The sequence below is a fragment of the Undibacter mobilis genome (genome assembly GCF_003367195.1).
GTDB classification, from domain to species: Bacteria; Pseudomonadota; Alphaproteobacteria; order Rhizobiales; family Xanthobacteraceae; genus Pseudolabrys; species Pseudolabrys mobilis.
In genome coordinates this window covers 2,199,911-2,221,114 of sequence record NZ_QRGO01000001.1, presented here as the reverse complement: position 1 = coordinate 2,221,114, position 21,204 = coordinate 2,199,911, and the positions used below count along the sequence as shown (strand labels likewise).

At 63.9% G+C, this 21,204-nt stretch carries 19 protein-coding genes; 8 read left to right on the top strand and 11 right to left on the bottom strand.

All coding sequences use genetic code 11. From position 1 onward, the window contains the following. Nucleotides 1-109: 109 nt before the first annotated feature. The 4 genes from DXH78_RS10540 to DXH78_RS20325 form a co-directional block, all read right to left on the bottom strand. Entirely contained in the window at nucleotides 110-475 is a 366-nt protein-coding gene (locus DXH78_RS10540) for a response regulator (protein WP_115516986.1), read from the bottom strand. Between the two features lie 20 nt (nucleotides 476-495). Then, nucleotides 496-2,448 (bottom strand): response regulator, encoded by a 1,953-nt coding sequence (locus DXH78_RS10535; RefSeq protein ID WP_115516985.1) that lies wholly within the window; start codon nucleotides 2,446-2,448, stop codon nucleotides 496-498. A 73-nt stretch (nucleotides 2,449-2,521) separates the two neighbouring features. Next, complete coding sequence (locus tag DXH78_RS10530) at nucleotides 2,522-4,114, bottom strand: adenylate/guanylate cyclase domain-containing protein (protein ID WP_115516984.1); 1,593 nt, start codon at nucleotides 4,112-4,114, stop codon at nucleotides 2,522-2,524. Nucleotides 4,115-4,306: 192 nt separating this feature from the next. After that, a complete protein-coding gene (locus tag DXH78_RS20325; RefSeq protein WP_347337765.1) occupies nucleotides 4,307-5,068 on the bottom strand; it encodes a hypothetical protein in 762 nt (253 codons plus the stop codon). Between the two features lie 23 nt (nucleotides 5,069-5,091). Between DXH78_RS20325 and DXH78_RS20320 the strand changes: the two genes are divergently transcribed. Beyond that, a complete protein-coding gene (locus DXH78_RS20320; protein WP_347337764.1) occupies nucleotides 5,092-6,078 on the top strand; it encodes an OmpA family protein in 987 nt (328 codons plus the stop codon). Nucleotides 6,079-6,271: 193 nt separating this feature from the next. Beyond that, nucleotides 6,272-6,436, top strand: a complete 165-nt coding sequence (locus DXH78_RS10520; RefSeq protein ID WP_115516982.1) for a DUF3309 family protein — start codon at nucleotides 6,272-6,274, stop codon at nucleotides 6,434-6,436. 86 nt (nucleotides 6,437-6,522) lie between these two features. On the opposite strand, the gene DXH78_RS10515 is transcribed toward DXH78_RS10520, so the two are convergent. From DXH78_RS10515 to DXH78_RS10500, 4 genes are all read right to left on the bottom strand, one after another. Continuing rightward, nucleotides 6,523-7,497 carry a TRAP transporter substrate-binding protein gene (locus DXH78_RS10515; RefSeq protein WP_115517849.1) on the bottom strand — a complete coding sequence of 325 codons (975 nt, stop codon included), beginning with the start codon at nucleotides 7,495-7,497 and terminating at the stop codon, nucleotides 6,523-6,525. Nucleotides 7,498-7,579: 82 nt separating this feature from the next. Then, nucleotides 7,580-8,893 carry a TRAP transporter large permease gene (locus tag DXH78_RS10510; RefSeq protein WP_115516981.1) on the bottom strand — a complete coding sequence of 438 codons (1,314 nt, stop codon included), beginning with the start codon at nucleotides 8,891-8,893 and terminating at the stop codon, nucleotides 7,580-7,582. Further along, entirely contained in the window at nucleotides 8,893-9,438 is a 546-nt protein-coding gene (locus DXH78_RS10505; protein WP_115517848.1) for a TRAP transporter small permease, read from the bottom strand. Before DXH78_RS10505 ends, DXH78_RS10510 begins: the two co-directional genes overlap by 1 nt. An 11-nt stretch (nucleotides 9,439-9,449) precedes the next feature. Next, a complete protein-coding gene (locus DXH78_RS10500) occupies nucleotides 9,450-10,037 on the bottom strand; it encodes a winged helix DNA-binding protein (protein ID WP_115516980.1) in 588 nt (195 codons plus the stop codon). A 114-nt stretch (nucleotides 10,038-10,151) separates the two neighbouring features. Between DXH78_RS10500 and DXH78_RS10495 the strand changes: the two genes are divergently transcribed. The 4 genes from DXH78_RS10495 to ubiV all read left to right on the top strand — a co-directional run bounded on the left by DXH78_RS10495 (nucleotide 10,152) and on the right by ubiV (nucleotide 16,411). Beyond that, the gene (locus tag DXH78_RS10495; protein ID WP_115516979.1) at nucleotides 10,152-13,802 is read left to right on the top strand and encodes a hydantoinase B/oxoprolinase family protein; all 3,651 of its coding nucleotides are present in this window, start codon (nucleotides 10,152-10,154) and stop codon (nucleotides 13,800-13,802) included. Between the two features lie 220 nt (nucleotides 13,803-14,022). Beyond that, nucleotides 14,023-14,481 carry a ubiquinone anaerobic biosynthesis accessory factor UbiT gene (ubiT, locus tag DXH78_RS10490; protein WP_245416867.1) on the top strand — a complete coding sequence of 153 codons (459 nt, stop codon included), beginning with the start codon at nucleotides 14,023-14,025 and terminating at the stop codon, nucleotides 14,479-14,481. Then, nucleotides 14,478-15,494 carry a ubiquinone anaerobic biosynthesis protein UbiU gene (ubiU, locus tag DXH78_RS10485; RefSeq protein WP_115516978.1) on the top strand — a complete coding sequence of 339 codons (1,017 nt, stop codon included), beginning with the start codon at nucleotides 14,478-14,480 and terminating at the stop codon, nucleotides 15,492-15,494. Before ubiT ends, ubiU begins: the two co-directional genes overlap by 4 nt. Beyond that, on the top strand, nucleotides 15,485-16,411 hold the full coding sequence (gene ubiV / locus DXH78_RS10480; protein WP_245416792.1) for a ubiquinone anaerobic biosynthesis protein UbiV: 927 nt from the start codon (nucleotides 15,485-15,487) through the stop codon (nucleotides 16,409-16,411). The genes ubiU and ubiV overlap by 10 nt, the downstream gene beginning before the upstream one ends. Nucleotides 16,412-16,427: 16 nt before the next feature. Here ubiV and DXH78_RS10475 read toward each other — a convergent pair whose 3' ends face one another. Both DXH78_RS10475 and DXH78_RS10470 read right to left on the bottom strand, forming a co-directional pair. Beyond that, the gene (locus DXH78_RS10475) at nucleotides 16,428-18,032 is read right to left on the bottom strand and encodes a DHA2 family efflux MFS transporter permease subunit (protein WP_115516976.1); all 1,605 of its coding nucleotides are present in this window, start codon (nucleotides 18,030-18,032) and stop codon (nucleotides 16,428-16,430) included. 14 nt (nucleotides 18,033-18,046) lie between these two features. Further along, nucleotides 18,047-19,315 (bottom strand): HlyD family secretion protein, encoded by a 1,269-nt coding sequence (locus DXH78_RS10470; RefSeq protein WP_115516975.1) that lies wholly within the window; start codon nucleotides 19,313-19,315, stop codon nucleotides 18,047-18,049. 180 nt (nucleotides 19,316-19,495) lie between these two features. On the opposite strand from DXH78_RS10470, the gene DXH78_RS10465 reads away from it, so the two are divergent. Both DXH78_RS10465 and DXH78_RS10460 read left to right on the top strand, forming a co-directional pair. Further along, entirely contained in the window at nucleotides 19,496-20,140 is a 645-nt protein-coding gene (locus DXH78_RS10465) for a TetR/AcrR family transcriptional regulator (protein WP_245416791.1), read from the top strand. 43 nt (nucleotides 20,141-20,183) lie between these two features. Further along, nucleotides 20,184-20,561 carry a hypothetical protein gene (locus tag DXH78_RS10460; protein ID WP_115516973.1) on the top strand — a complete coding sequence of 126 codons (378 nt, stop codon included), beginning with the start codon at nucleotides 20,184-20,186 and terminating at the stop codon, nucleotides 20,559-20,561. A 1-nt stretch (nucleotide 20,562) separates the two neighbouring features. Here the strand turns inward: DXH78_RS10460 and DXH78_RS10455 are convergent, their stop codons facing one another. Continuing rightward, complete coding sequence (locus DXH78_RS10455) at nucleotides 20,563-21,126, bottom strand: DUF6101 family protein (RefSeq protein ID WP_115516972.1); 564 nt, start codon at nucleotides 21,124-21,126, stop codon at nucleotides 20,563-20,565. Nucleotides 21,127-21,204: the final 78 nt, after the last annotated feature.

Below are 21,204 nucleotides of genomic sequence, written 5' to 3'. Positions count from 1 at the left end.
TACGGCGCGGGCTGGTGGTACCATGGCAGTACCGACGCATGGGCGGCTTCGCCGCCATCTCTCCCCTTGGGAGACGTGACGTTGCGCCAGCCGCCTCGATCTTGATGAATCAAACGCCGCCGGTCAGGGCCTTCATCTTGCCGATCAGGCGCTGGATATCGACCGGCTTGGTATCGAAGTCGTCGCAGCCGGCGTCACGGGCCTTCTTCTCATCCTCAGCCATCGCATGAGCGGTCAGCGCGATCACCGGAATGGCCTTGGTTGCGGGATCGGCCTTGACGCGGCGCGTCGCTTCCCAACCGTCGATCACCGGCAGGCTCATATCCATCAAGATGATGTCGGGGCTCACCGAACTGGCCATGGTGACCGCCTGCTCGCCATCGACCGCCATGATCACCTCGTAGCCATTGCGCGCCAGACGGCGCGAGAGCATATCGCGGTTCATCTCGTTGTCTTCGACCAGCAGCACTTTCATTGCTCAGAGCCTTCCAGTTCCTAATTCGTGTGTTTTGCGGCGCCAGCGTGATGCCGGTGCGCCAGCGCCGACAGGGCGGCGCCCAGCGTGCCGATCGGCTGGCCGCTCTTGCTCAGCACCAGCAGCGTGCGCTCAGCAAGGAAGGCGCGCTCCTCGTCGGTGAGGTCCTTGGCCGTCAGCACGACAATGGGCACGTCCTTCATGCTGTCCAGATCGCGCACCTTCTCGAGAAACTCGAAGCCATCCACCTCGGGCATCATCAGATCGAGCAGCACCAGCGCGGGAGCCTGATGGTTGGACAGCCACCCAAGCGCCTCGCGGCCATTGGCGGCCTGCGCCGGCGTCATGCCCGCGGCCTTCACGGTATTGCCGATCAGCTCGCGCACGTCGGCATCATCATCAACGATGAGAATGGTGGAATCGGTCTTGGCCGGTGCCAGCTTGCGCAGCAATGCGGTGAGCTTGTTGCGGTCGATCGGCTTGGTCATGAACTCGGACGCGCCGAGCGAGAAGCCGAGATTGCGGTCGTCGACGATGGTGAGCATGATCACCGGAATATGTTCGAGCGCCGGCTCCGACTTCATGATTCCCAGCACCGACCAGCCATCGATCTTCGGCATCTGCACGTCGAGCGTGACGATATCCGGCGGCGATTTGCGCATGATGGCCAGCGCCTCGGCACCGTCGCGCGCGTGCAGCAGCACGTAGCCTTCGCGACCGAGCGTCGCCGACAGCACATCATGCACCGCCGGATCGTCGTCGACGATCAGCACCGTGATCGACGAAGCGACGCCTTCCGGCGCCAGACCAAGATCGTCGGCGACGGAGGTTTCGCCCTCGCCGCCCTCGCGGTCGGGCAATACGATGCTGAAGGTCGTGCCCTGGCCCGGCGCGCTGACGACATCGATCGCGCCGCCGAGCATGGTGACGAAATGCCGAGTGATGGTGAGACCGAGTCCCGTGCCGCCGAAATTGCGGGTGGTCGATGAATCGGCCTGGGTGAAGGCCTGGAACAGCCGGCCGACCTGCTCAGGCGTCATCCCGATGCCGCTGTCGCCGACATCGAAGCGGACCAGGTCGCGGCCGTCATCGCTCGCCTCGCGCGACAGCCGCAGCAGCACGGTCCCCTGTTTGGTGAATTTCGCGGCGTTGCTGAGCAGATTGATCAGGCACTGCTTGAGCTTGGTGAGGTCCGTCTTCAGCGTGCCGATATCCGGCGGACATTCGATGACCAGCCGGTTGCCGTTCTTGCCGATCATCGGATCGACGATGGTCTTCACGTCGGCGATCGTCTTCGGCAGATCGAGGCGCTCGAGATAGACCTCCATCTTGCCGGCTTCGATCTTGGACAGATCGAGAATCTCGTTGATCAGCCCGAGCAGATGCTTGCCGGCGGCGCTGATCTTTTCCAGGTCGCCGAGCGCGGCCTTGTCGCCGCGGTCCTGCGCATCTTCGGCGAGCAATTCGCTGTAGCCGATGATGGCGTTGAGCGGCGTGCGCAGCTCGTGGCTCATATTGGCCAGGAAGGACGACTTCACCTTGTTGGCGGACTCGGCATCTTCCATCGCCTTGCGCAGCGCCAGTTCTTGCTTCTTGCGTTCGGTGATGTCGGCGTAGATGGCGATGAAGCCGCCGCCCGGCACCGGATCGCGGCGCACTTCCATGACCATGCCGTCCGGCCGGGTGCGCTCGAACGAATGCGAGGTGCCGAGCACGGTGAGACGTTTGGCCAGCTCCTTTTCGATGTCGACATCCTCGCCGAACTCGCCGCGGGCGCCGAGATAGCGGATGTAGTCGGAGAAGGTCCGGTCGGTGCCGAGGAACTCCTCCGGCATTTCCAGATACTCGACGAAGCGCTCGTTCCAGGTGACGAGCTTGTGGTCGGCGTCGTACAGGGCGACGCCCTGCTGCATGTTGTCGATCGTCGCGCGCAGGAAGGCGTGTTCTTCCTTCGACGATAATTGTCGCTTCATATGTGCCTGCACGGCATCAGCCCCGAATTCTGACCGCGTCGAGCTCCTGGCCAAAGCTGTAGGACATGCGCCCTCACGGCTCCAGCAGAAAATAGGTTTGCATCGGGCCCTTGCCCTTGACCTCGATGACGCCGCGCGGCTCCAGCGGAAAGGCCTCGCCGAGCGCCCTGCGGGTCGCCTCAGAAATGTGGATGCGGCCGTTGACCGAATGCGACTCCATGCGGCTCGCGGTGTTCACGCTGTCGCCCCAGACGTCATAGGCAAATTTGTGGGTGCCGATAACGCCGGCAACGATCGGCCCGGTGTGGATGCCGATGCGAGCCTCGAGCTTGAGTCCCGTCGTCCGGGCCACATCGCGCACGGCGCGCATCATGCGCGGCGCCAGCCGCGCGATGCGGTGGGCGTGATCGGGCTGCGGCTCGGGAATGCCGGCCGCCGCCATATAGGCGTCGCCAATGGTCTTGATCTTCTCGACGCCCGCCTCGGCGGCGAGCGCGTCGAACTGGGTGAATATCTCGCCCAGAAAATCGAGCACATCTTCAGCCGACATGGTGCCGGACAGCATGGTGAAGCCGGCAAGATCGCAGAACAGGATGGTCGATTCATGCACCTGATCGGCGATCTTGAGTTCGCCCTCGCGCATGCGCCGCACGATGCTGTGCGGCAGGATGTTGAGCAGCAGCGTTTCCGACTTGCGCTTTTCGGTTTCCAGATCGGCGACGAACTTCTTCTCGCGGTCGCGCAGCCACTTCTTTTCCAGCGAAGAATTGATGCGCGTGCGCAGCAGGATCGGGTCGAACGGCTTGGACAGGAAATCCTCGGCGCCGGCCTCGATGCAGCGCACGACGCTGTCGAGCTCGTCCAACGCCGAGATGACGATGACCGGAATATGCCGCGTGGCGTCGTCGCCCTTGAGGCGCGTGAGCACATCGAAGCCGCTGAGCTCCGGCATGATGAGATCGAGCAGGACCAGGTCGAAATCTTCGTCACCGACCAGCTTGAGAGCCTGCACACCATTGGCGGCGGTAACGACGGCATGGCCTTCGCGGGCCAGCCGTCGCTCCAGCACATCGCGATTGGCAGCGTTGTCGTCGACGATGAGGATGCGGCTTTGCCGATCGAGCAGGTGCGAGGCTTCGGCCTTCAGCGGCTGAACGGTGCGCAGCACGTCGGCGACGATGCCAGCATGGGCGGCAAGCTTGTCCTCGCGCGCGATTGGCGCGTCGTCGATATGGGTGAGCGCCACCATGGCATCGATCTGCCCGAGCAGCTGATCGGCGGCCTGCTTGAGTTTGATGAGATCGTCGCGCATCGGCGCATGGGCGTCGCCGTCCATGTCCTCGATAAGCATTTCGCTGTAGCCGATGATGGCGTTGAGCGGCGTGCGCAGATCGTGACGGAGGCGGCGGTTGAATTCGTGGTCGTTCTCATCGAGCTTGCGATCGGCGGCGGAGTCCGTAACCACCGCGCCGACAAAGGCATTGAGCCGGGCGCCCGCGCCCTGCATACGCTCGAGGTCGCCGAGAACGGCATCGGCGCCGAGCCGCCGCGCATCCTCAATAAGGATGTCGAGGAAGTCGGCAATCGCCATGGCCGGCGCCTGCACTTCCTGGCGCAGATAGGCGGCAAGAGCCCGGTTGAGGCGTTGGTCCTGATCGTCCGTCATCGATGGTTGTGGACAATAAGGATGCGGCGCCGCGAAAGCAAAAGCGACATGACTCGGTGACAATTCGGCCGCATTCCGTTCAGAAGCAATTCAGCCACGGAACCGCACCATGGTGCCGACGTTAAGTATGCTTCCCACAGGAGTCCTGCCTGATGACATCCGTTCGCTCGCTACTGCTCGCCTGCACGGCCCTCACCGCGATTTCGGGGTTTGCCCTGCCGGCGACAGCCGCATCCAACGCGCCGATCGTGATTGCGCAGGCACCGCCAGCGCCGGCTGAACAAAAGAAGGAAGAGCCGAAGCCCGCTCCGCCCGCTGCGAAGCCGCCCGCGCCACCCGCTGCCAAGCCAGCGGCGCCGCCACCACCGCCACCGCCGGCTGCACAACGCCCTGCGCCGCCGCCGCCACCACCACCCGCTGTTCAACGTCCGGCGCCACCGCCGCCACCTGCGGCGCAGCCTCCCGCACCGCCGCCACCCCCGGCCGCGCAACGTCCTGCACCGCCGCCGCCGCCAGCCGCGGAGCGGCCACGCCCGCCTGCGCCACCGGCTGTTCAGGCTCCCGCGCCACAACCGCCCGCCGCTCAGGCGCCGGCCGCTCCGCCGCAATCCGCACCGCCGCCGCGTGGCGAACGGCCGCCTGAATCGCAGCGCGGTGAAAGGCCCGACCGTCCGCGCGGTGAGCGTCCGCCGGAAGGTCAACGCCCGCCGGGCATGCCGCCCGCTGCCGGACGACCGACTCCGCCCCCGCCGCCTGCTGCAGAACAGCCGAAGCCGCCTGCGCCGCCAACGCCTGCCGCGGAACAGCCGAAGCCGCCTGCGCCGCCTCCGGCCGCGCAAACGCCGGCGCCGCAGACACCTGCAGCTCAAACGCCACCGCCACCACCGGCAGCCCAAACACCGCCGCCTGCTGCGCAGAGACCCGGCGCGCCGCTACCGGCTGCCCAACAGCCACCCCCGCCGAACCAGCCGGCCACCGTGCAGCGTGCGCCGCAGGGCAATCGTCCGGCTGCCGCAGCGCCGCCGCCGCCGACGCAGTCCCGCAACGCCAGCGATTTCATCCGCCGTGGCGATCAGGGCCCGCAACGCAACTTCGACGACATCCGCCGCGAGCGCCGTGAAACGCGCGACGGCAGTCGTACGATCATCACCGAGGGCGATCGCACCATCGTTCGTGACGGCAGTCGCACCATCATCCGTCACAACGAGGCCGACCGCTTCGCCATTGACGCCCGCGATGTGCGCGTAACCCGGCGTGGCAACGACACGATCAGCATCATTGTGCGTCCCGACGGTACGCAGATCGTCACCACCACGGCCGGCGATGGCCGTCTGCTCCGCCGTGTGCGGCGCGACCGTGGCGGCCGCGAGGTGGTCATCATCGACAATCGTTTCGCCGGCCCGCGGCCGGGATACTTCGTCGACGTGCCGCCCCCGCGCTGGCGCGGTCCGCCGGACCGTTACATCCTCGACGGCCGCCGTGCCGACCGCAATGCAATCTTCGCGCTGTTCCTGGCGCCACCGATCGAGCGGATCGAACGCCGCTATACGCTCGATGAAGTGCGCTACAGCGAGCCGCTACGCGCCTACATGCCGCGTGTCGATCTCGATGTTCACTTCCCGACCGGCTCGTGGCAGATCACGACCGATCAGATCGACCAGCTGGCGGCGATCGCCGACGGCATCAACCGTGCGATCCAGAAGAACCCGCGCGAAGTGTTCATGATCGAAGGCCATACCGACGCCGTTGGCGCGGCCGAAGATAACCTGTCTCTGTCCGACCGCCGCGCCGAGGCGGTGGCGGTGGCGCTGACCGAGCAATTCCAGGTGCCGCCGGAGAATCTGGTCACGCAGGGCTACGGCGAACAATATCTGAAGGTGCAGACCGACGGACCTTCGGAAGAGAACCGCCGCGTTGCTGTGCGCCGCATCACGCCGCTGATCGACCAACAGGCCGGCCGGTAAGCGTCCACCTCGCCAGACAAGACTGCAGAATAAACAGCCCCCGGATCAACTCCGGGGGCTGTTGCTTTTTGCCGCCGCATTTAGGCCACGCTATGGAACCAACCGAGCCCTGTTCCGTTGATAGTCGCGGCGGCGATGCGCCTCAATTCGTGCGCCAAGCATCTAATGCAACGATCCCAAGGAGACGTGCGCGATGTCTATCGGCACAATCATTCTGATTATTCTCGTTATCGCCCTGCTCGGTGGCTTCTCCGGCATCGGCGGCGGCCCGTTCTACGGCACCGGCTATTATGGCGGTGGCGGTCTGGGCCTCGTCATCATCGTGCTGCTGATCCTCGTCCTGATGGGACGGCTGTAGCGCGAGCAACGATCGCCAAAAAATAAAAAGCCGGCGCGTGACCTGCACGCGCCGGCTTTGCTTTATGAGCTCAGAGATGGAAGAGCTTACTTCTTCTCGTAAGCGGCAATGATGGCTTCGCCATCCGCGCCCGCCTTCTTCTTCCAGTCGGCGGTAAGCTGTTCGCCAAGCTTCTTGAGGCCGGCCTTGAGCGCATCGCTCGGCGGCGCCACCTTCATGCCCTTGGCCTTGAGCTGATCAAGATACCAGTTGGTCTTCTCTTCCCACATCTTCCAGCCGCGGTCTTCAGCAGTAGCAGCAGCCTTCAGCACGGCTTCCTGCGTCGGCTTGTCGAGCGCATCGAAGGCCGCCTTGTTGACGAAGGTGATGTCCTTCGGCAGCCAGGCCTGGACGTCGTAGAAGTTCGTCAGCGTTTCCCAAACCTTCGAGTCGTAGCCGGTGCCGCCCGACGACATGAACGAATTGACGACGCCGGTCGCCAGCGCCTGCGGCAGTTCAGCGGCCTGCACGGTCACCGATTGGGCCCCGACCAGTTCGCCGATTCGCGCGGTGCCGACATTGTAGGCGCGCCACTTGAGGCCCTTCATGTCTTCGACGGTGTTGAGGTCCTTCTTGGTGTAGATGCCTTGCGGCGCCCACGGCACTGCGAACAGCACCATCAGCCCCTGCGACGCGAGCTTCTTTTCGACGGCCGGCTTCGAGGCGGCCCAGAGTTTCTTGGCATCCGAGAAGCTGGTGGCGAGGAACGGCACGACGTCGATGCCGAACACCGGATCTTCGTTTTCATGAATCGAGATCAGCACCTCGCCGACCTGAGCCTGCCCGGTCTGCACCGCGCGCTTGATATCCGGCGCCTTGAACAGCGACGCGCCCGGGTGAACGGTGATTTCAAGCTTGTTGCCTGTCGCAGCCGCCACGTCCTTGGCGAACATGGTCAGGTTGACGCTGTGCGGATTATCGGCCGGATAAGCGGCCGGCAAATTCCACTTGGTTTGGGCGACGGCCGGCTGAACGCTGAACGCGGCGGCCGCGAGCATGCCGAGCGCGGCGGTACGGGTCATTGTCTTGATCATGGTTTGCCTCACACCTTGCTGTTAATTGTTGCGATCCTAGCAGAAAACATCCCCGCCCTAACAAGCCCCCTCAACGGGGCGGGAACGCCATTTGCGGCAGCACGAGAGCGATTTGAGGGAATTCCGTAATGATGAACACGGCGGCGAGCAGCAGAATAAAGAACGGGAACGCCGCCCTTGCCACCGTCATCGTGTCCTTGCCGCTCATGTTTTGCAGCACGAACAAATTGAACCCGACGGGCGGCGTGATCTGCGCCATCTCGACGTGAAGGATGAGATAGATGCCGAACCAGATGAGATCGAGGCCGGCCTGCTGAACCATCGGCAGCACCACCACCGCCGTCAGCACGATCATCGAGATGCCGTCGATCAGACAGCCGAGGATGATGTACATGATGGACAGGTACAGCGCGAGCATGCTCGGCGTCAGGTTCTGGCCCTTCACCCACTCGGCGAGCGCGGCCGGGATGCCGGTATAGGCCATCGCAGCGGTGGCAAAAGCCGCGCCGGCCAGGATGAACATGATCATGCAGGTCAGCCGGGTCGCGCTCATGACGCTTTCAAAGAACGTCTTGCGCGTCAGCGTACCGCTCCACCAGGCGAGGATCAGCGCACCCGAGACGCCCCAGGCCGCGCATTCGGTAGCCGTGGCAAAGCCGAAGACGAGAGCAAGGAACACCGCGAGGATCAGCGTCAGGCAGGGAATGAGTTTGGTCGACTGCCGCAGCTTTTCCTTGAACGGCATCGGCGGATCGCGCGGCGGCACCTTCGACGGATTGAGCAGCGACCAGCCGATGATGTAGCCCGAGTACAGCACCATCACGAGCACGCCCGGCAGGAAGCCGGCGAGGAAGACCTGCAGCACCGAGACGTTGGCAGTCACGGCATAGACCACCATCGGTATCGACGGCGGAATGAGCAGACCCAGCGTGCCCGAGCCGGCCAGCGAACCGAGGCTCAGCCCCGGATCGTAGCCGCGTTTTTCCAGTTCAGGCAGCGCGATCTTGCCGATGGTGGCGCAGGTCGCGGCCGACGAGCCGGATACGGCCGCAAAGATGCCGCAGCCGACGACATTCACATGCACCAGCCGGCCCGGCAGCCATTGCAGCCACGGCGACAGGCCGCGGAACATCTCCTCGGAGAGGCGCGTACGGAACAGGATTTCGCCCATCCAGATGAACAGCGGCAAGGCGGCCAGCGCCCATGAGGCGCTCGAACTCCACACCGTCGTTGCCAGCACCGCGCCGACCGGGACGGAGGTGGTCAGCATCATGGCGATGTAGCCGACGATGCCGATGGCGACGGCGATCCAGACACCGCTGCCGAGAATGAAGACAAGCGCTGCCAGCAGGATCAGCGCCAGATCGGTGAGTGGCAGGGACATCAGCCGGCCCCCCCGGATGCGACGCGTTCGACGAATTCATCGGGCGTCGTCGGTGGCTCCTTTTCGTAACTCGGCTTGTTGCCGCGGAGGACGTGAACTATTTCGTCGAGCAAGGCGATGGAAAGGATGACAAGACCCGCGGCGTAGCCGAGCTGCGGAATCCACAGCGGTACCGAGATGACGCCCGTCGACATGTCGTGAAAGCGGAAGGAGTCATAAGTCATCCGGCAGGCAAACCAGGCGAAATAAAGCGTGAAGACGGTCGAGATGCCGAGCGCGAGCACCTCGACGGCCCAGCGCTTCTTGCCGGTCACCTTCTCCACGACGAGACCGACGCGGATCATCTCGCCCTTCTTGAAGGTGTGCGCGAGACCGAGGAAGGCCATCGCCGCCATGCACCAGGAGGCGAAGTCATCGCCGGCGGGGATGTTGATATCGAATTCGCGGCCGAGCGACATGACCATCATGATCGCGAAGATCGCCACCATGAAGAAGCCGGCGGCGTAGCCGGACCACAAATAAAGCCTATCCAATGCGATGCGCATCATGGAGCCCCTCACAAACTTGCGGCGGCGCGCGCGGCCTGGTCGTAGTGACCGGACAGCGCCCGCATCAGCGCGGCGATTTCAGACAGGCGCTTGTCGTCCATGCCGGCGCTCTTCACCGACTGGACCAGAAGCGCTTCGCGGATCTTGCGGTAACGCTGCACGACCTCCTCGCCTTTCGGCGTCAGGCTCACGGTCTTTTCACTGCCGCGTTTGCCGCTCAGGAGCAGCTTGTGGCTGTCGAGTTTTTTCAGCGAATAAGTCACGAGATGCGTGTCTTCGATGTTGAGCACCAAACAGATGTCGGCGACGCGCTTGGCGCGGCCGCGATGGGCGATGGTGTGCAAAACAAGGACATCGAGTGGCGACAAATCGGGCACGCCGGCGGCGGCGATGCAGCGTACCATCCAGCGCTCGAAGGCATGATCGAGCAGGATCATGCCGAATTCGAGTTCGGAGAGAACCGGCATGACGCCGGACGCCAGATGCGCCGACGATACGATCGGCCCGACCGAAACGGCACCGGCCCTCTCGGCCTTGCTCGTTCCGGCGGCCCTCGCCCTGCCGGCGTTGCCGGCCCTTGCCGCGCGTGTCCCCATCTCAGCCCCTCGCAAGAATTGGAAAAGCGTATCGGCGCCCGATAAATTGTCAACGATTTATTGACGATTTTTTTTAGCTCTGATTTATTCGTCTGGCGGCAAGGAGACGGCGACATGGCCAAGCGGGCGACGAATAAACAGGCGGACAAGCCGAAGAAACAGGCAGCGGCAAAGGCCGGGACCTGGGATTTCTGGATCGATCGCGGCGGCACCTTTACCGACATTGTCGGCCGCCGGCCGGACGGCAAACTGATTGCGCACAAGCTGCTATCTGAAAATCCGGAAGCCTATACCGACGCAGCGGTGCAGGGCATTCGCGACCTGCTCGGGCTCAAGGCCGATGATGCCATTCCGCCGGCAACGGTTGGTGCCGTCAAGATGGGCACCACGGTCGCCACCAATGCGCTGCTCGAGCGCAAGGGCGACCGCACGCTGTTGCTCATCACCAAGGGTTTCCGCGACGCGCTGAAGATCGGCTATCAGGCGCGGCCGAAGATCTTTGCACTGGAGATCGTCAAGCCCGAACTACTCTATGAACGCGTCGCCGAGATTGACGAGCGCGTGCGCGCCGACGGCACCGTCGAGCGTGAGCCGGACCTCGCTGCCGCCAGCGCCGAACTCGAAGCCGCGAAGAAGGACGGCATCGACGCGGTCGCCATTGTGCTGATGCATGCCTACCGCTTCCCCGAACACGAGGAGCGCCTCGCCAAACTGGCGCGCGACATGGGCTTCGCACAGGTCTCGGTGAGCCACGAAGTGTCGCCGCTGATCAAGCTGGTCGGCCGTGGCGACACCACGGTGGTGGACGCTTATCTGTCGCCGATCCTGCGCCGCTATGTGTCGCGCGTGACCACCGCACTCGATACGAGAACCTCCGGCGCGCGGCTGATGTTCATGATGTCCTCCGGCGGCCTAACCGCCGCCGAGCTGTTTCAGGGCAAGGACGCTATCCTGTCCGGGCCAGCGGGCGGTGTGGTGTCGATGGCCGAGACCGGCAAGCAGGCCGGTTTCGACCGCCTGATCGGATTCGACATGGGCGGCACCTCGACCGATGTGTCGCACTTTGATGGCGAATACGAACGCGCCTTCGAGACCGAGGTCGCCGGCGTGCGCATGCGCGCGCCGATGATGCTCATTCATACCGTCGCCGCCGGCGGCGGCTCCATCCTGCATTATGACGGTTCGCGCTTCCGCGTCGGCCCCGACAGTGCAGGCGCCAATCCGGGTCCGGCCTGCTATCGCCGCGGCGGACCGCTCGCCGTCACCGACGCCAATGTCATGACCGGCAAGCTGCTCCCGGACTTCTTCCCGAAGATTTTCGGCCCGCAGCAGGACCAGCCGCTCGATGCCGACGCGGTGAAGAAGTCGTTCGCCGACATGGCGTCCGAGGTCGGCAGCAAGGCGCCCGAAGAAATTGCCGACGGCTTCATCAAGATCGCCGTCGAGAACATGGCCAACGCCATCAAGAAAATTTCCGTGCAGCGCGGCTATGACGTGACGCGCTATGCGCTGAATTGTTTCGGCGGCGCCGGCGGCCAGCATGCCTGCCTGGTCGCCGATGCGCTCGGCATGACCAAGGTGCTGATCCATCCGTTCTCGTCGCTGCTGTCGGCCTATGGCATGGGCCTTGCCGATATCCGCGCCACGCGAGAACAGGCGATCGAACTGCCATGGGGCGCCAAGGCGCTGGCCGCGCTCAAGAAGACCGGTGCCGGGCTTGGCAAGACGGTGAAAGAGGAAGTCATCAGCCAGGGCGTGCCGGCGGCAAAGATCAAGGTGATCCAGCGCGCGCATATCCGCTACGCCGGCACCGACACGGCGCTGATCGTCGAAGCCGGCCCCCTGCCCGCGATGCAACGCGCCTTCGAGAAAGCGCACAAGGCCCGCTTCGGCTTCATCGACCGCAACAAGCAACTCGTCATCGAAGCCATCTCGGTCGAGGCCATTGGCGGCGGCGCCAAATTCGCCGAAAAAGCGGCGCGGCGCACTGCGGCCAAGCTGCCGAAGCCAGCCAAGGCGACACGCTTCTATTCGAACGGCGCCTGGCATCAAGCCAAAGTCTATACCCGCGATCAGTTGAAGATCGGCGCCAAGGTAAAGGGCGCGGCGATCATCATCGAGCCGCACCAGACCATCGTTGTCGAGCCCGGCTGGGAAGCCGAGTTGACGCCGAAGAACCATCTGGTGCTGTCGCGCCGGCAAAAGCTCAAGCGCGTCCATGCCATCGGCACCCATGCCGATCCGGTGATGCTGGAAGTCTTCAACAACCTGTTCATGTCGATCGCCGAGCAGATGGGCGTGTCGCTGCAGAACACCGCCTACTCCGTCAACATCAAGGAGCGACTCGACTTCTCCTGTGCCGTGTTCGCCGCCGACGGTACGCTGGTCGCCAATGCGCCGCACATGCCGGTGCATCTGGGCTCGATGGATCGCTCGGTCGAGACCATCATCCGCGACAACAAAGGCAAGATCGCGCCGGGCGACGTCTATGCCATCAACGCGCCCTATAACGGCGGCACGCATCTGCCAGACATCACCGTCTGCACGCCGGTCTTTGATGACAAGAAGAAGACCATCCTGTTCTGGGTGGCCTCGCGCGGCCACCACGCCGATGTTGGCGGCATCTCGCCCGGCTCGATGTCGCCGAACGCAACGACCATCGAGCAGGAAGGCGTCTATATCGACAATTTCAAGCTGGTCGATCGCGGCAAATTCCGCGAGGCGGCGCTGATGGACCTTCTGACCGGCGCCAAATATCCGGCGCGCAATCCGATTCAGAACGTCAACGACCTCAAGGCGCAAATCGCCGCCAACGAGCGCGGCGTCGCCGAACTGCGCAAGATGGTCGATCAGTTCACGCTTCCCGTGGTCAAGGCCTACATGAAGCACGTGCAGGATAATGCGGCGGAGAGCGTGCGCCGCGTCATCGACCGCATCCACGATTCCGAGTTCGAATACCCGATGGACCAAGGCATGGTCATCAAGGTGAAGATCTCGGTCGACAAAAAGAAGCGCGAGGCGACCGTCGATTTCACCGGCACCTCGCCGCAGCAACCCAGCAACTTCAACGCACCGGAGCCGGTGACGCGCGCCGCGGTGCTCTACGTGTTCCGCATGATGGTGGCCGACGACATTCCGATGAATGCCGGCTGCCTGCGGCCGGTCAACATCATCGTGCCGCCGAAGTCGATGCTGACGCCGGAATATCCGGCAGCCGTCGTCGCCGGCAATGTCGAGGTGTCGCAGGCCGTGACCAACTGCCTGTTCGGCGCGCTGAATGCGCTGGCCTGCGCGCAGGGCACCATGAACAATCTCAATTTCGGCAACGACACGTATCAATACTACGAAACCATCTGCTCGGGCTCGCCGGCCGGTCCCGGCTTCAACGGCACCGACGCCGTCCACACGCACATGACCAACACCCGCCTCACCGATCCGGAAATTCTCGAATTCCGTTATCCGGTGCTGCTCGAGGATTTCCACATCCGCAAGGGTTCTGGCGGCAAGGGTAAGTGGCACGCCGGCGACGGCATTCGCCGCACCATCCGCTTTCTCGAGAAGATGGATTGCACCATCCTGTCCGGCCACCGCCGCGTACCGCCCTTCGGCCTCGAAGGCGGCGAAAGCGGTCAGGTCGGCGAGAACTGGGCCCGCCGAAAGGATGGGACCATGGCGAAGCTCGAGGGCTGCGACGCCACGGTGATCGATGCCAATGAGGCGATCATCATCCAGACGCCGACGGCAGGCGGATACGGTAAGGCGTGAGCGGACCGGTATAGCCTCATGGAATTGCGCGGCGCATCGTCGTCGCGTCATAAAATGCATTGCGTCGGCGCCGAGGCGCGTCGATCAACGCGCCGCATTGACCTTCATCAAAACGACGTCGGTGCCTGCGACTAGCGTCGCGCTCATGTCAGTGCCGCCGGATTCTTCATCCCCATTCAAAGCTTTTATTCGGCAAGTCCCTGCCCTGCTGTTGACTCCGGTGCCTCTGGCGCTCCTGCAACCTGTTCTCAATCGCATCGCAACGCATGTGGCCGGGGCGCGCCCCGAACTGTTCGACCGGCTCGGTCCTCATGCCGGCAAACGCTTCCTGATCGATCCGGTCGATTTTCCTTTTGTGCTGGTGCTGACGCCCGAGCGCAAAGCGCCGCGTCTCAACGCGCATCGCCGTCACGAGCGTCCGGCGCACGATGCCGCCATCGCCGGCACTTTCGCCAACCTGCTCGACATGATCGACGGCACGCTGGATGGCGACGCCATGTTCTTCTCGCGCGATCTTGCCGTCAGCGGCGATACCGAGGCGATCGTCGCGCTGCGCAACGCGCTGGACGACTTCGAAGGCAGCGCGCTCGCCGCCGCCATCGGCAGCTTCGGTCCTTTCGCCGGGCCGGCATCCTTCGTGCTGTCCGGCTTCCGCGCATCACGAGGGGCAGGTTCATGACAGAAACGATCGGCTATCAGCGACCCGAGCTGGTCTGTCCGGCCGGCACGCCGGCGGGTTTGCGCACCGCGGTCGATGCCGGCGCCGATGCCGTCTATTGCGGACTGCAGAATGAGACCAACGCGCGCAATTTTCCGGGATTGAATTTCACGCCGGTCGAACTCGAACAGTCGCTGGCCTATGCCCATGCCCGCGGTGCCAAGGTGCTGCTGGCGGTCAACACATTCCCGCCGGCCGGACGTTTCGATCTATGGCGCGACGCCATCGATCTCGCCGCGCGGCTCGGCGTCGATGCAGTCATCGTTGCCGATATCGGCGTCGCCGATTATGCGGCGCAGGCGCATCCGGCCTTGCGCCTGCATCTCTCGGTGCAGGCCGGCGCCTCCTCGCCGGAGGCCATCCGTTTTTACTGCCAGGAGTTCGGCGTCAAGCGCGTGGTGCTGCCGCGCATGCTGACGGTCGCCGAAATCGCCGCGCTGCACCGGGAGATACCGTGCGAGATCGAGGCTTTCATCTTCGGCAACATCGGCATGATGGCTGAAGGCCGCTGCAGCCTGACCAATTACGTTACCGGCGTGTCCACCAACATGGACGGCGTCTGTTCACCCGCCGCCGACGTGCGCTACGAGCAAGACGCCCGCCATACGCTGACAACGAAGCTGGGCCCGGTGGTGATCGACCGTTTTATCCGCGGCGAGAGCGCCGGCTATCCGACCATCTGCAAGGGCCGCTATCTCTGCAGTGCCAAGAAAGATCCCTACTACGCCTTCGAAGAGCCGGTCAGCCTCAACCTATCGGCGTTACTGCCGGACCTGATGCGCGCCGGCGTCACCGCGCTCAAGATCGAAGGTCGTCAACGCAGCCGCGCCTATGTCAAGGACGTGGTTTGCGCCTTTCGCAAAGCCGTCGACGATCTGATGGCTGGCGGCGACGCCGCCTTTGCCAGCCTTCTGGCGCTCACCGAAGGGCGGCGCGAGACCGAGGGCACCTTCCGGACCAAGCGATGGAGATAATGGTGGAGGCAGGCGCAAGCGAAGTCACGCTGGGACCGGTGTTGTTCAACTGGGCGCCCGAACGATGGCGGGATTTCTATTTCCACATCGCCGACGAAGCGCCGGTCGAGATCGTTTATCTCGGCGAAGTCATCTGCTCCAAACGTGCGCCGCTGTTCGAGCCGCATCTGGAGGCGGTCGCAACGCGGCTGGCGGCGGCCGGCAAGACGGTGGTGTTCTCGACGCTGACCGAAGTAATGTCCAAGCTCGACCGCAAACTGGTGGAAAGCGCTGGCAGCGGCGATCTGGTCGAGGCCAACGACGCCTCCGCCTTCCCGTATTTGCAGGGACGGCCGCATCATGTCGGGCCGTTCATCAATGTCTACAACGAGCGCACGCTGGCCGTTCTGGCGCGCGGCGGCGCCTGCAATGTCTGCCTGCCGGTGGAAATGCCGGCCGCCGCCATCCGCACCCTGGCCGCGGCGGCCGGGAGGCTCGACGTCACGGTGGAAGTGCAAGTCTTTGGCCGCATGCCTTTGGCCCTGTCCGCGCGCTGCTATCACGCCCGCGCCCATGGCCGTACCAAGGATAGCTGCCAGTTCGTTTGCGAGAACGATCCCGACGGGATGGTGCTCAGCACGTTGGAGAACAAGCCGTTCCTGACGGTCAATGGCATCCAGACCCTGTCCTACGACTATCTCGACCTGAGCGGTGATCTTGCGACGTTACAGGACATGGGCGTACGCCGCTTCCGCATCTCGCCGCACAGCTGCGACATGGTTGCGGTCGCGAGCATCTTCCGCGCCGCGCTCGATGGCCGCATCGACGCTCAGGAGGCTCACGCACAACTCGAAGCCCTCAGACTTCAGGCGCCGTTCTCGAACGGATTCTTCCACGGCAGGGTCGGCAATCGCTGGAATTGGCCGGCAATGCACTAACACACCATGGAGCGGCCTAGTGCCCACCGCCCGCGCCGCCGCCGGCGGGCTTGGGCTTGCGCATGATCACGCCGGCCGCCGCTAGTGCGATGAACATCACCGTCAGGATCCAGAATATGTCGCCGAAGCTCATCACCAGCGCCTGCTTGCGCACCATCAGCGACATCTGCTTGAGCGCCTGCGCCGTGCCGTCCGAGCCGCCGAATTTCTGCGTCAGTTGATTGAGCGTCTCATTGGCACTGACGCTGGCGGTGCTCACCGCCTCGTGCAGACGCGCCAGGTGCAGGTCCATGCGGTCGTTGAGGGCCGTGTTGATCGCGGCGAGCCCGATGGCGCCGCCGAGATTGCGCGTCAGGTTGAACAGGCCGGACGCATTTTTGATGCGGTCCGGCGACAGTGTGCCGAGCGCGGTATTGGTCACCGGCACGATCGACAGCATCAAACCGACGCCGCGGAAGATCTGCGGCCACAGTAATTCGTAGAAATCCCAGTCCTGCGTGATCGCCGTCATCTGCCAGGTGCCGAAAGCAAAGAACAGGAAGCCGGTGATAAGGATGTAGCGCGGGTCGAATCGCTGCGCGAGCTGACCGGCGATCGGCGCGGTCAGAAACATGGCGACGCCCGAGACGAACATCGTATCGCCGATCATCAGGGCGTTGTAGCCGCGCACCTGCGCCAGATAGACCGGGTAGAGATACGTCAGGCCGTAAAGGCCGATGCCGAGCACAAAGGAGAATGCGCTGCCAACGGCGAAGTTGCGGTTGGCAAAAGCGCGCAGATCGACAATCGGGCTGGCCGCCGTCAGCACACGCCAGAAGAAGAACACCGCCGAGACGGCGCAGACCAGCGCCAGCAAGACCAATGCCTCATCGTCGAACCAGCCATAGCGCGGCCCCTCCTCCAGCACATATTCGAGCGAGCCGAGGAACAGCGCCATCGAGCCGAGGCCCCACCAATCGAACTTCGCCAGCAGGGAGTAATCCGGCTTGTCGAAGTCGATCAGCGTCCAGGCCAGCACGGTGACAACGATGCCCGGCACGATGTTGATGAAAAACAGCCAATGCCACGACATCAGCTCGGTAACGTATCCGCCGATGGTCGGGCCAACCGTGGGGGCAAGGGTTGCGATCAGCCCGACCACCGGCGCCACCAGCTTTTGCTGGGGACCGGGGAAAATCACATAAGCGGAAGCAAAAACCGTCGGCACCATGCCGCCGCCGATGAAGCCTTGTATGGCGCGCCACAGGATCATGCTGTTGATCGACGTCGAGAGGCCGCACATCACGCTCGCGATTGTGAATCCTGCAGCGGCAACGGCGAACAGCATGCGCGTGCCGAGCGCGCGCGACAGATAGCCGGACAGCGGAATCGCGATGACTTCGGCGATCAGATACGACGTCTGCACCCAGGGAATTTCGTCGCCCGAAGCGGACAAGCCCGCCTGAATTTCGGACAGCGAGGCCGACACGATCTGGATGTCGAGAATCGCCATGAACATGCCGAAGCACATCACGACGAAGGCGGCGATATGCCGCTTGCGTGTAGCGTCCGCGCTCCCGGCCCCGACCGTCGGGGAACGGGCGGAAACCGGAAGCGCGGCAATGGCGCCAGGCGTACTCATGGGGGACACGTCGCCTAGCGCCGGAGAGAGGACTCGTTCGATGCCGATCGTTGTGGCGCCGGCGCAGCGTTTGCTGCGAACCACGCGCTGCCATCCGCAACCGATGTCTTGTTGTCAGCCGACTTGGTGTTGACCTTGACCACGACCGACATGCCGGGCCGCAGCAGTTTGCTGTTGGCGACTGCGGCCGGAACCTTGATGCGCACCGGAATGCGCTGGACGATCTTGGTGAAATTGCCGGTCGCGTTATCCGGCGGCAACAGCGAGAACACCGAGCCCGACGCCGGCGACATGCTCGCCACCGTGCCTTCAATGTCGTGTTCGGGCAGCGCATCGACGCTGACGTCGACCGGTTGGCCGGGCCGCAGCCGCGACAACTGCGTTTCCTTGAAGTTGGCGTCGATATAGACATCACCGAGCGGCACCAGGCTGGCAAAGCGCTGGCCGATCTGCAGGAAGTCGCCGACCTTGGCGGCGCGATTGCCGATGACGCCGTCGATCGGCGCGCGGATTTCGGTGAAGGACAAATCGCGCTCGGCCTTGGCCTGCGCCGTCCTCAGTTCGTTGAGCATGCGCGCCGCCTCCAGTTGCTGAGCTTTCAGCACATCGACATTGGCGAGGGCGGCCGCCACAGCGGCGCTACCACCCGCGACGGACGCATCCGCCTGATCGCGGTTGGCCTGCGCGGTTTCGAGAGTTTGCTGGCTGGCGAAAGCATTGCCGGCGAGTTTCTGCTGGCGCTCGAGTTCGAGCTGAGCGCGCCGGGCCTGCGCCTGCACCGAGGTGAGCTGGGCCTGCGCCTGCGTCACCATCGCCTGCTGCGCTTCGACCTGGCGGCCGATGCGCGCCACGGTCGCCTCCTGCGTCGCGACCTTGTCGCGCGCGGAATCGACCGCAAGCTTGTAATCGCCGTCGTCGATGCGGGCGATGACGTCCCCGGCATGGACAAAGGCGTTGTCGTCGACGACAACCTGGGCGACGTAGCCGGGCACCTTGGCGGCGAGCGTCGTGGCGTCGGCACGCACATAGGCATCGTCGGTCGACACCAAGAACCGCCCGGTGGTCACGTAACCGAACCCCCACCAGCCGAGTCCGGCAGCGGCGAGCGCCGCGACGCCCATCAGGACGCGCTTGCGGTTGGCCTTCAAGAGGGCGCCGAGGCCCGCCTTAGCCGCCGGTTCAGCTTCAGGAGCAGCGCCCGGATCTACAGTTTCCGGCGCCTTCAATTGCAGATTGCCGCGTTGCGACATGACGATCTCCGAGTGACCGAACCGTTCGGTCATTTCCAGATACGCCCGCACCTGGGCCCCTGTCAAGATTGACCGAACCGTTCGGTCATTGATTTTTTGAATGGATCGCGCCATATAGATTCATGTGGGCAAAGGCCGGATTTCCGGCCGGCGCCGGCCCGGAATCGCGCAAAGGTCTGAGATGGCAAAAGAATTTTCGGCAGGAGCGAAATGATGAGCGAGAGCGCGGCCGATGTGGTTGCTGAGCGCGCCGTCGATGGTGGCGATGACAGCACCAAGCGCCGCCAGATCCTGGACGGCGCCCGTCAGGTCTTTCTGGACCGCGGCTTCGATGCCGCCAGCATGATCGACATCGCCAAGGCCGCCGGCGTCTCCAAAGGGACGCTCTATGTCTACTTCAAGGACAAGGACGACCTGTTCGACAGCATGGTGCGCGGCGAATGCGTCATGCAGCTCGATGGCGTTTTCGATTTCGACCACAACGACCACGATGTGGAAGCGGTGCTGCTCCAGCACGGCCAGATGTTCGTCAAGACATTGGCCAACTACAAGCGCCTGTCATCATGGCGCACGGTCATTGCGGTGGCGGAGCGCATGCCGGAAATCGGCCGCAAGCTCTACGAATCCGGCCCCGCCCGCGGCATCGCCAGCCTCGCGGCCTATCTCAAGGCACAGACCGAGGCCGGCGTGCTCAAGATCGACGACCACGATGTCGCAGCGGCGCAGTTCATCGAGACCTGCCACGCCACCATGCTGAAGCCAATGCTGTTCAACTTCGGCCCGCCGCCAACGGACGAGCGGATCAGTCACGTGGTCCGCATCGCGGTGCGCACCTTTATGGCCGCCTATCGCGCCTGAGAATGTGAAACCATCGCGGCCGGCGCTGTGTTAGGCTGCCGCCATGGCCAGACAAACGTTTCTGATTATCGCAATTTCGTTAAGCCTGCTCGCCGTCACGCCGGCAGCGGCCACCAATTATCCTATCGACGGGCGCTGGGGGGTGACCGCCTCGACGCAGAAAGGCCCGATCGATTGCAGCAAGCTGCGCGTCATCACCTTCAACGGCAGTCAGCGCACTGACAGCGGCGGCGGCGTGCCGGCTTTCCGCAACCATTCAATACAATCGAACGGCAGTAGCGATTTCCGCATCGTCGATGTGTTCACGACCGGCCAGATCAGCAACGGTCAGGCCAAATACACGCTGAAGATCATCGAAGCGGATCGCGTCGAGATCAATCAGCAGCCGGGCGGTGTTTTGAAGCTGCGGAAGTGCAAATAACTCAATTCCGCGCGATGATTTCGTGCTCGCCGCGATGGATCGCCATCGTGTCCACCGCCCTGCCCGCCTTACGCCGGGTCAGAAACATCGGCCGGCGGCGCCGGAGCGAGGAATGACGGCGGCGGCGCGGCCGCACCTTCGACACGCGTACCGCGCCGAGATAGGCCCCGGCCGTACACGTCTGGCTTTCGTCGGCAAACAGCATCGGCAGGCCGAGCACTTTGCTCCAGCTTTGCCATTCTGCGATCGCATCGTCGCCATGGTCGGACGCATAGAGCGGCAGCGTCAGCCCTGGGTCCTTGTGCTCGAGCGAGACCTCGACGGTCGCGGCCGCACCCGGCCGGCCGCGCACAAGCCTGAGCGCGATGCCGTCATACGCCGCAACCGGCATATTGATCGCCATCACCATGCCGGCGAGCGACCGCCGCATGACCACGCGCTCTCGGTGAACTTCAACCACCCGCACCCCGGCCGCAGCGTCGCTTGTCGCAAACGCTACCGGCAGGGCGAACGGGTCGAGCCGCTCCTGACGACTCGACCCGGCGGGACACCCGCCACTTCGCATTTTGACGCCTCAAACTCTCCCGCGTCGGGCTTATTGACCCGTATCGCTTGCAGGAGAGAATGGCGCACCGAGCGCCCG

Bases quoted from the DNA above. Each gene is read 5' to 3' on its own strand.
- DXH78_RS10535 (WP_115516985.1), bottom strand. From the start codon at position 2,448: ATGAAGCGACAATTATCGTCGAAGGAAGAACACGCCTTCCTGCGCGCG.
- DXH78_RS10470 (WP_115516975.1), bottom strand. From the start codon at position 19,315: ATGACCGAACGGTTCGGTCACTCGGAGATCGTCATGTCGCAACGCGGC.
- DXH78_RS10500 (WP_115516980.1), bottom strand. From the start codon at position 10,037: ATGGGGACACGCGCGGCAAGGGCCGGCAACGCCGGCAGGGCGAGGGCC.
- ubiV (WP_245416792.1), top strand. From the start codon at position 15,485: ATGGAGATAATGGTGGAGGCAGGCGCAAGCGAAGTCACGCTGGGACCG.
- DXH78_RS10475 (WP_115516976.1), bottom strand. From the start codon at position 18,032: ATGAGTACGCCTGGCGCCATTGCCGCGCTTCCGGTTTCCGCCCGTTCC.
- DXH78_RS10460 (WP_115516973.1), top strand. From the start codon at position 20,184: ATGGCCAGACAAACGTTTCTGATTATCGCAATTTCGTTAAGCCTGCTC.
- DXH78_RS10510 (WP_115516981.1), bottom strand. From the start codon at position 8,893: ATGTCCCTGCCACTCACCGATCTGGCGCTGATCCTGCTGGCAGCGCTT.
- DXH78_RS10540 (WP_115516986.1), bottom strand. From the start codon at position 475: ATGAAAGTGCTGCTGGTCGAAGACAACGAGATGAACCGCGATATGCTC.
- DXH78_RS10530 (WP_115516984.1), bottom strand. From the start codon at position 4,114: ATGACGGACGATCAGGACCAACGCCTCAACCGGGCTCTTGCCGCCTAT.
- DXH78_RS10495 (WP_115516979.1), top strand. From the start codon at position 10,152: ATGGCCAAGCGGGCGACGAATAAACAGGCGGACAAGCCGAAGAAACAG.
- DXH78_RS10505 (WP_115517848.1), bottom strand. From the start codon at position 9,438: ATGCGCATCGCATTGGATAGGCTTTATTTGTGGTCCGGCTACGCCGCC.
- DXH78_RS10520 (WP_115516982.1), top strand. From the start codon at position 6,272: ATGTCTATCGGCACAATCATTCTGATTATTCTCGTTATCGCCCTGCTC.
- DXH78_RS10515 (WP_115517849.1), bottom strand. From the start codon at position 7,497: ATGACCCGTACCGCCGCGCTCGGCATGCTCGCGGCCGCCGCGTTCAGC.
- DXH78_RS10465 (WP_245416791.1), top strand. From the start codon at position 19,496: ATGAGCGAGAGCGCGGCCGATGTGGTTGCTGAGCGCGCCGTCGATGGT.
- ubiU (WP_115516978.1), top strand. From the start codon at position 14,478: ATGACAGAAACGATCGGCTATCAGCGACCCGAGCTGGTCTGTCCGGCC.
- DXH78_RS10455 (WP_115516972.1), bottom strand. From the start codon at position 21,126: ATGCGAAGTGGCGGGTGTCCCGCCGGGTCGAGTCGTCAGGAGCGGCTC.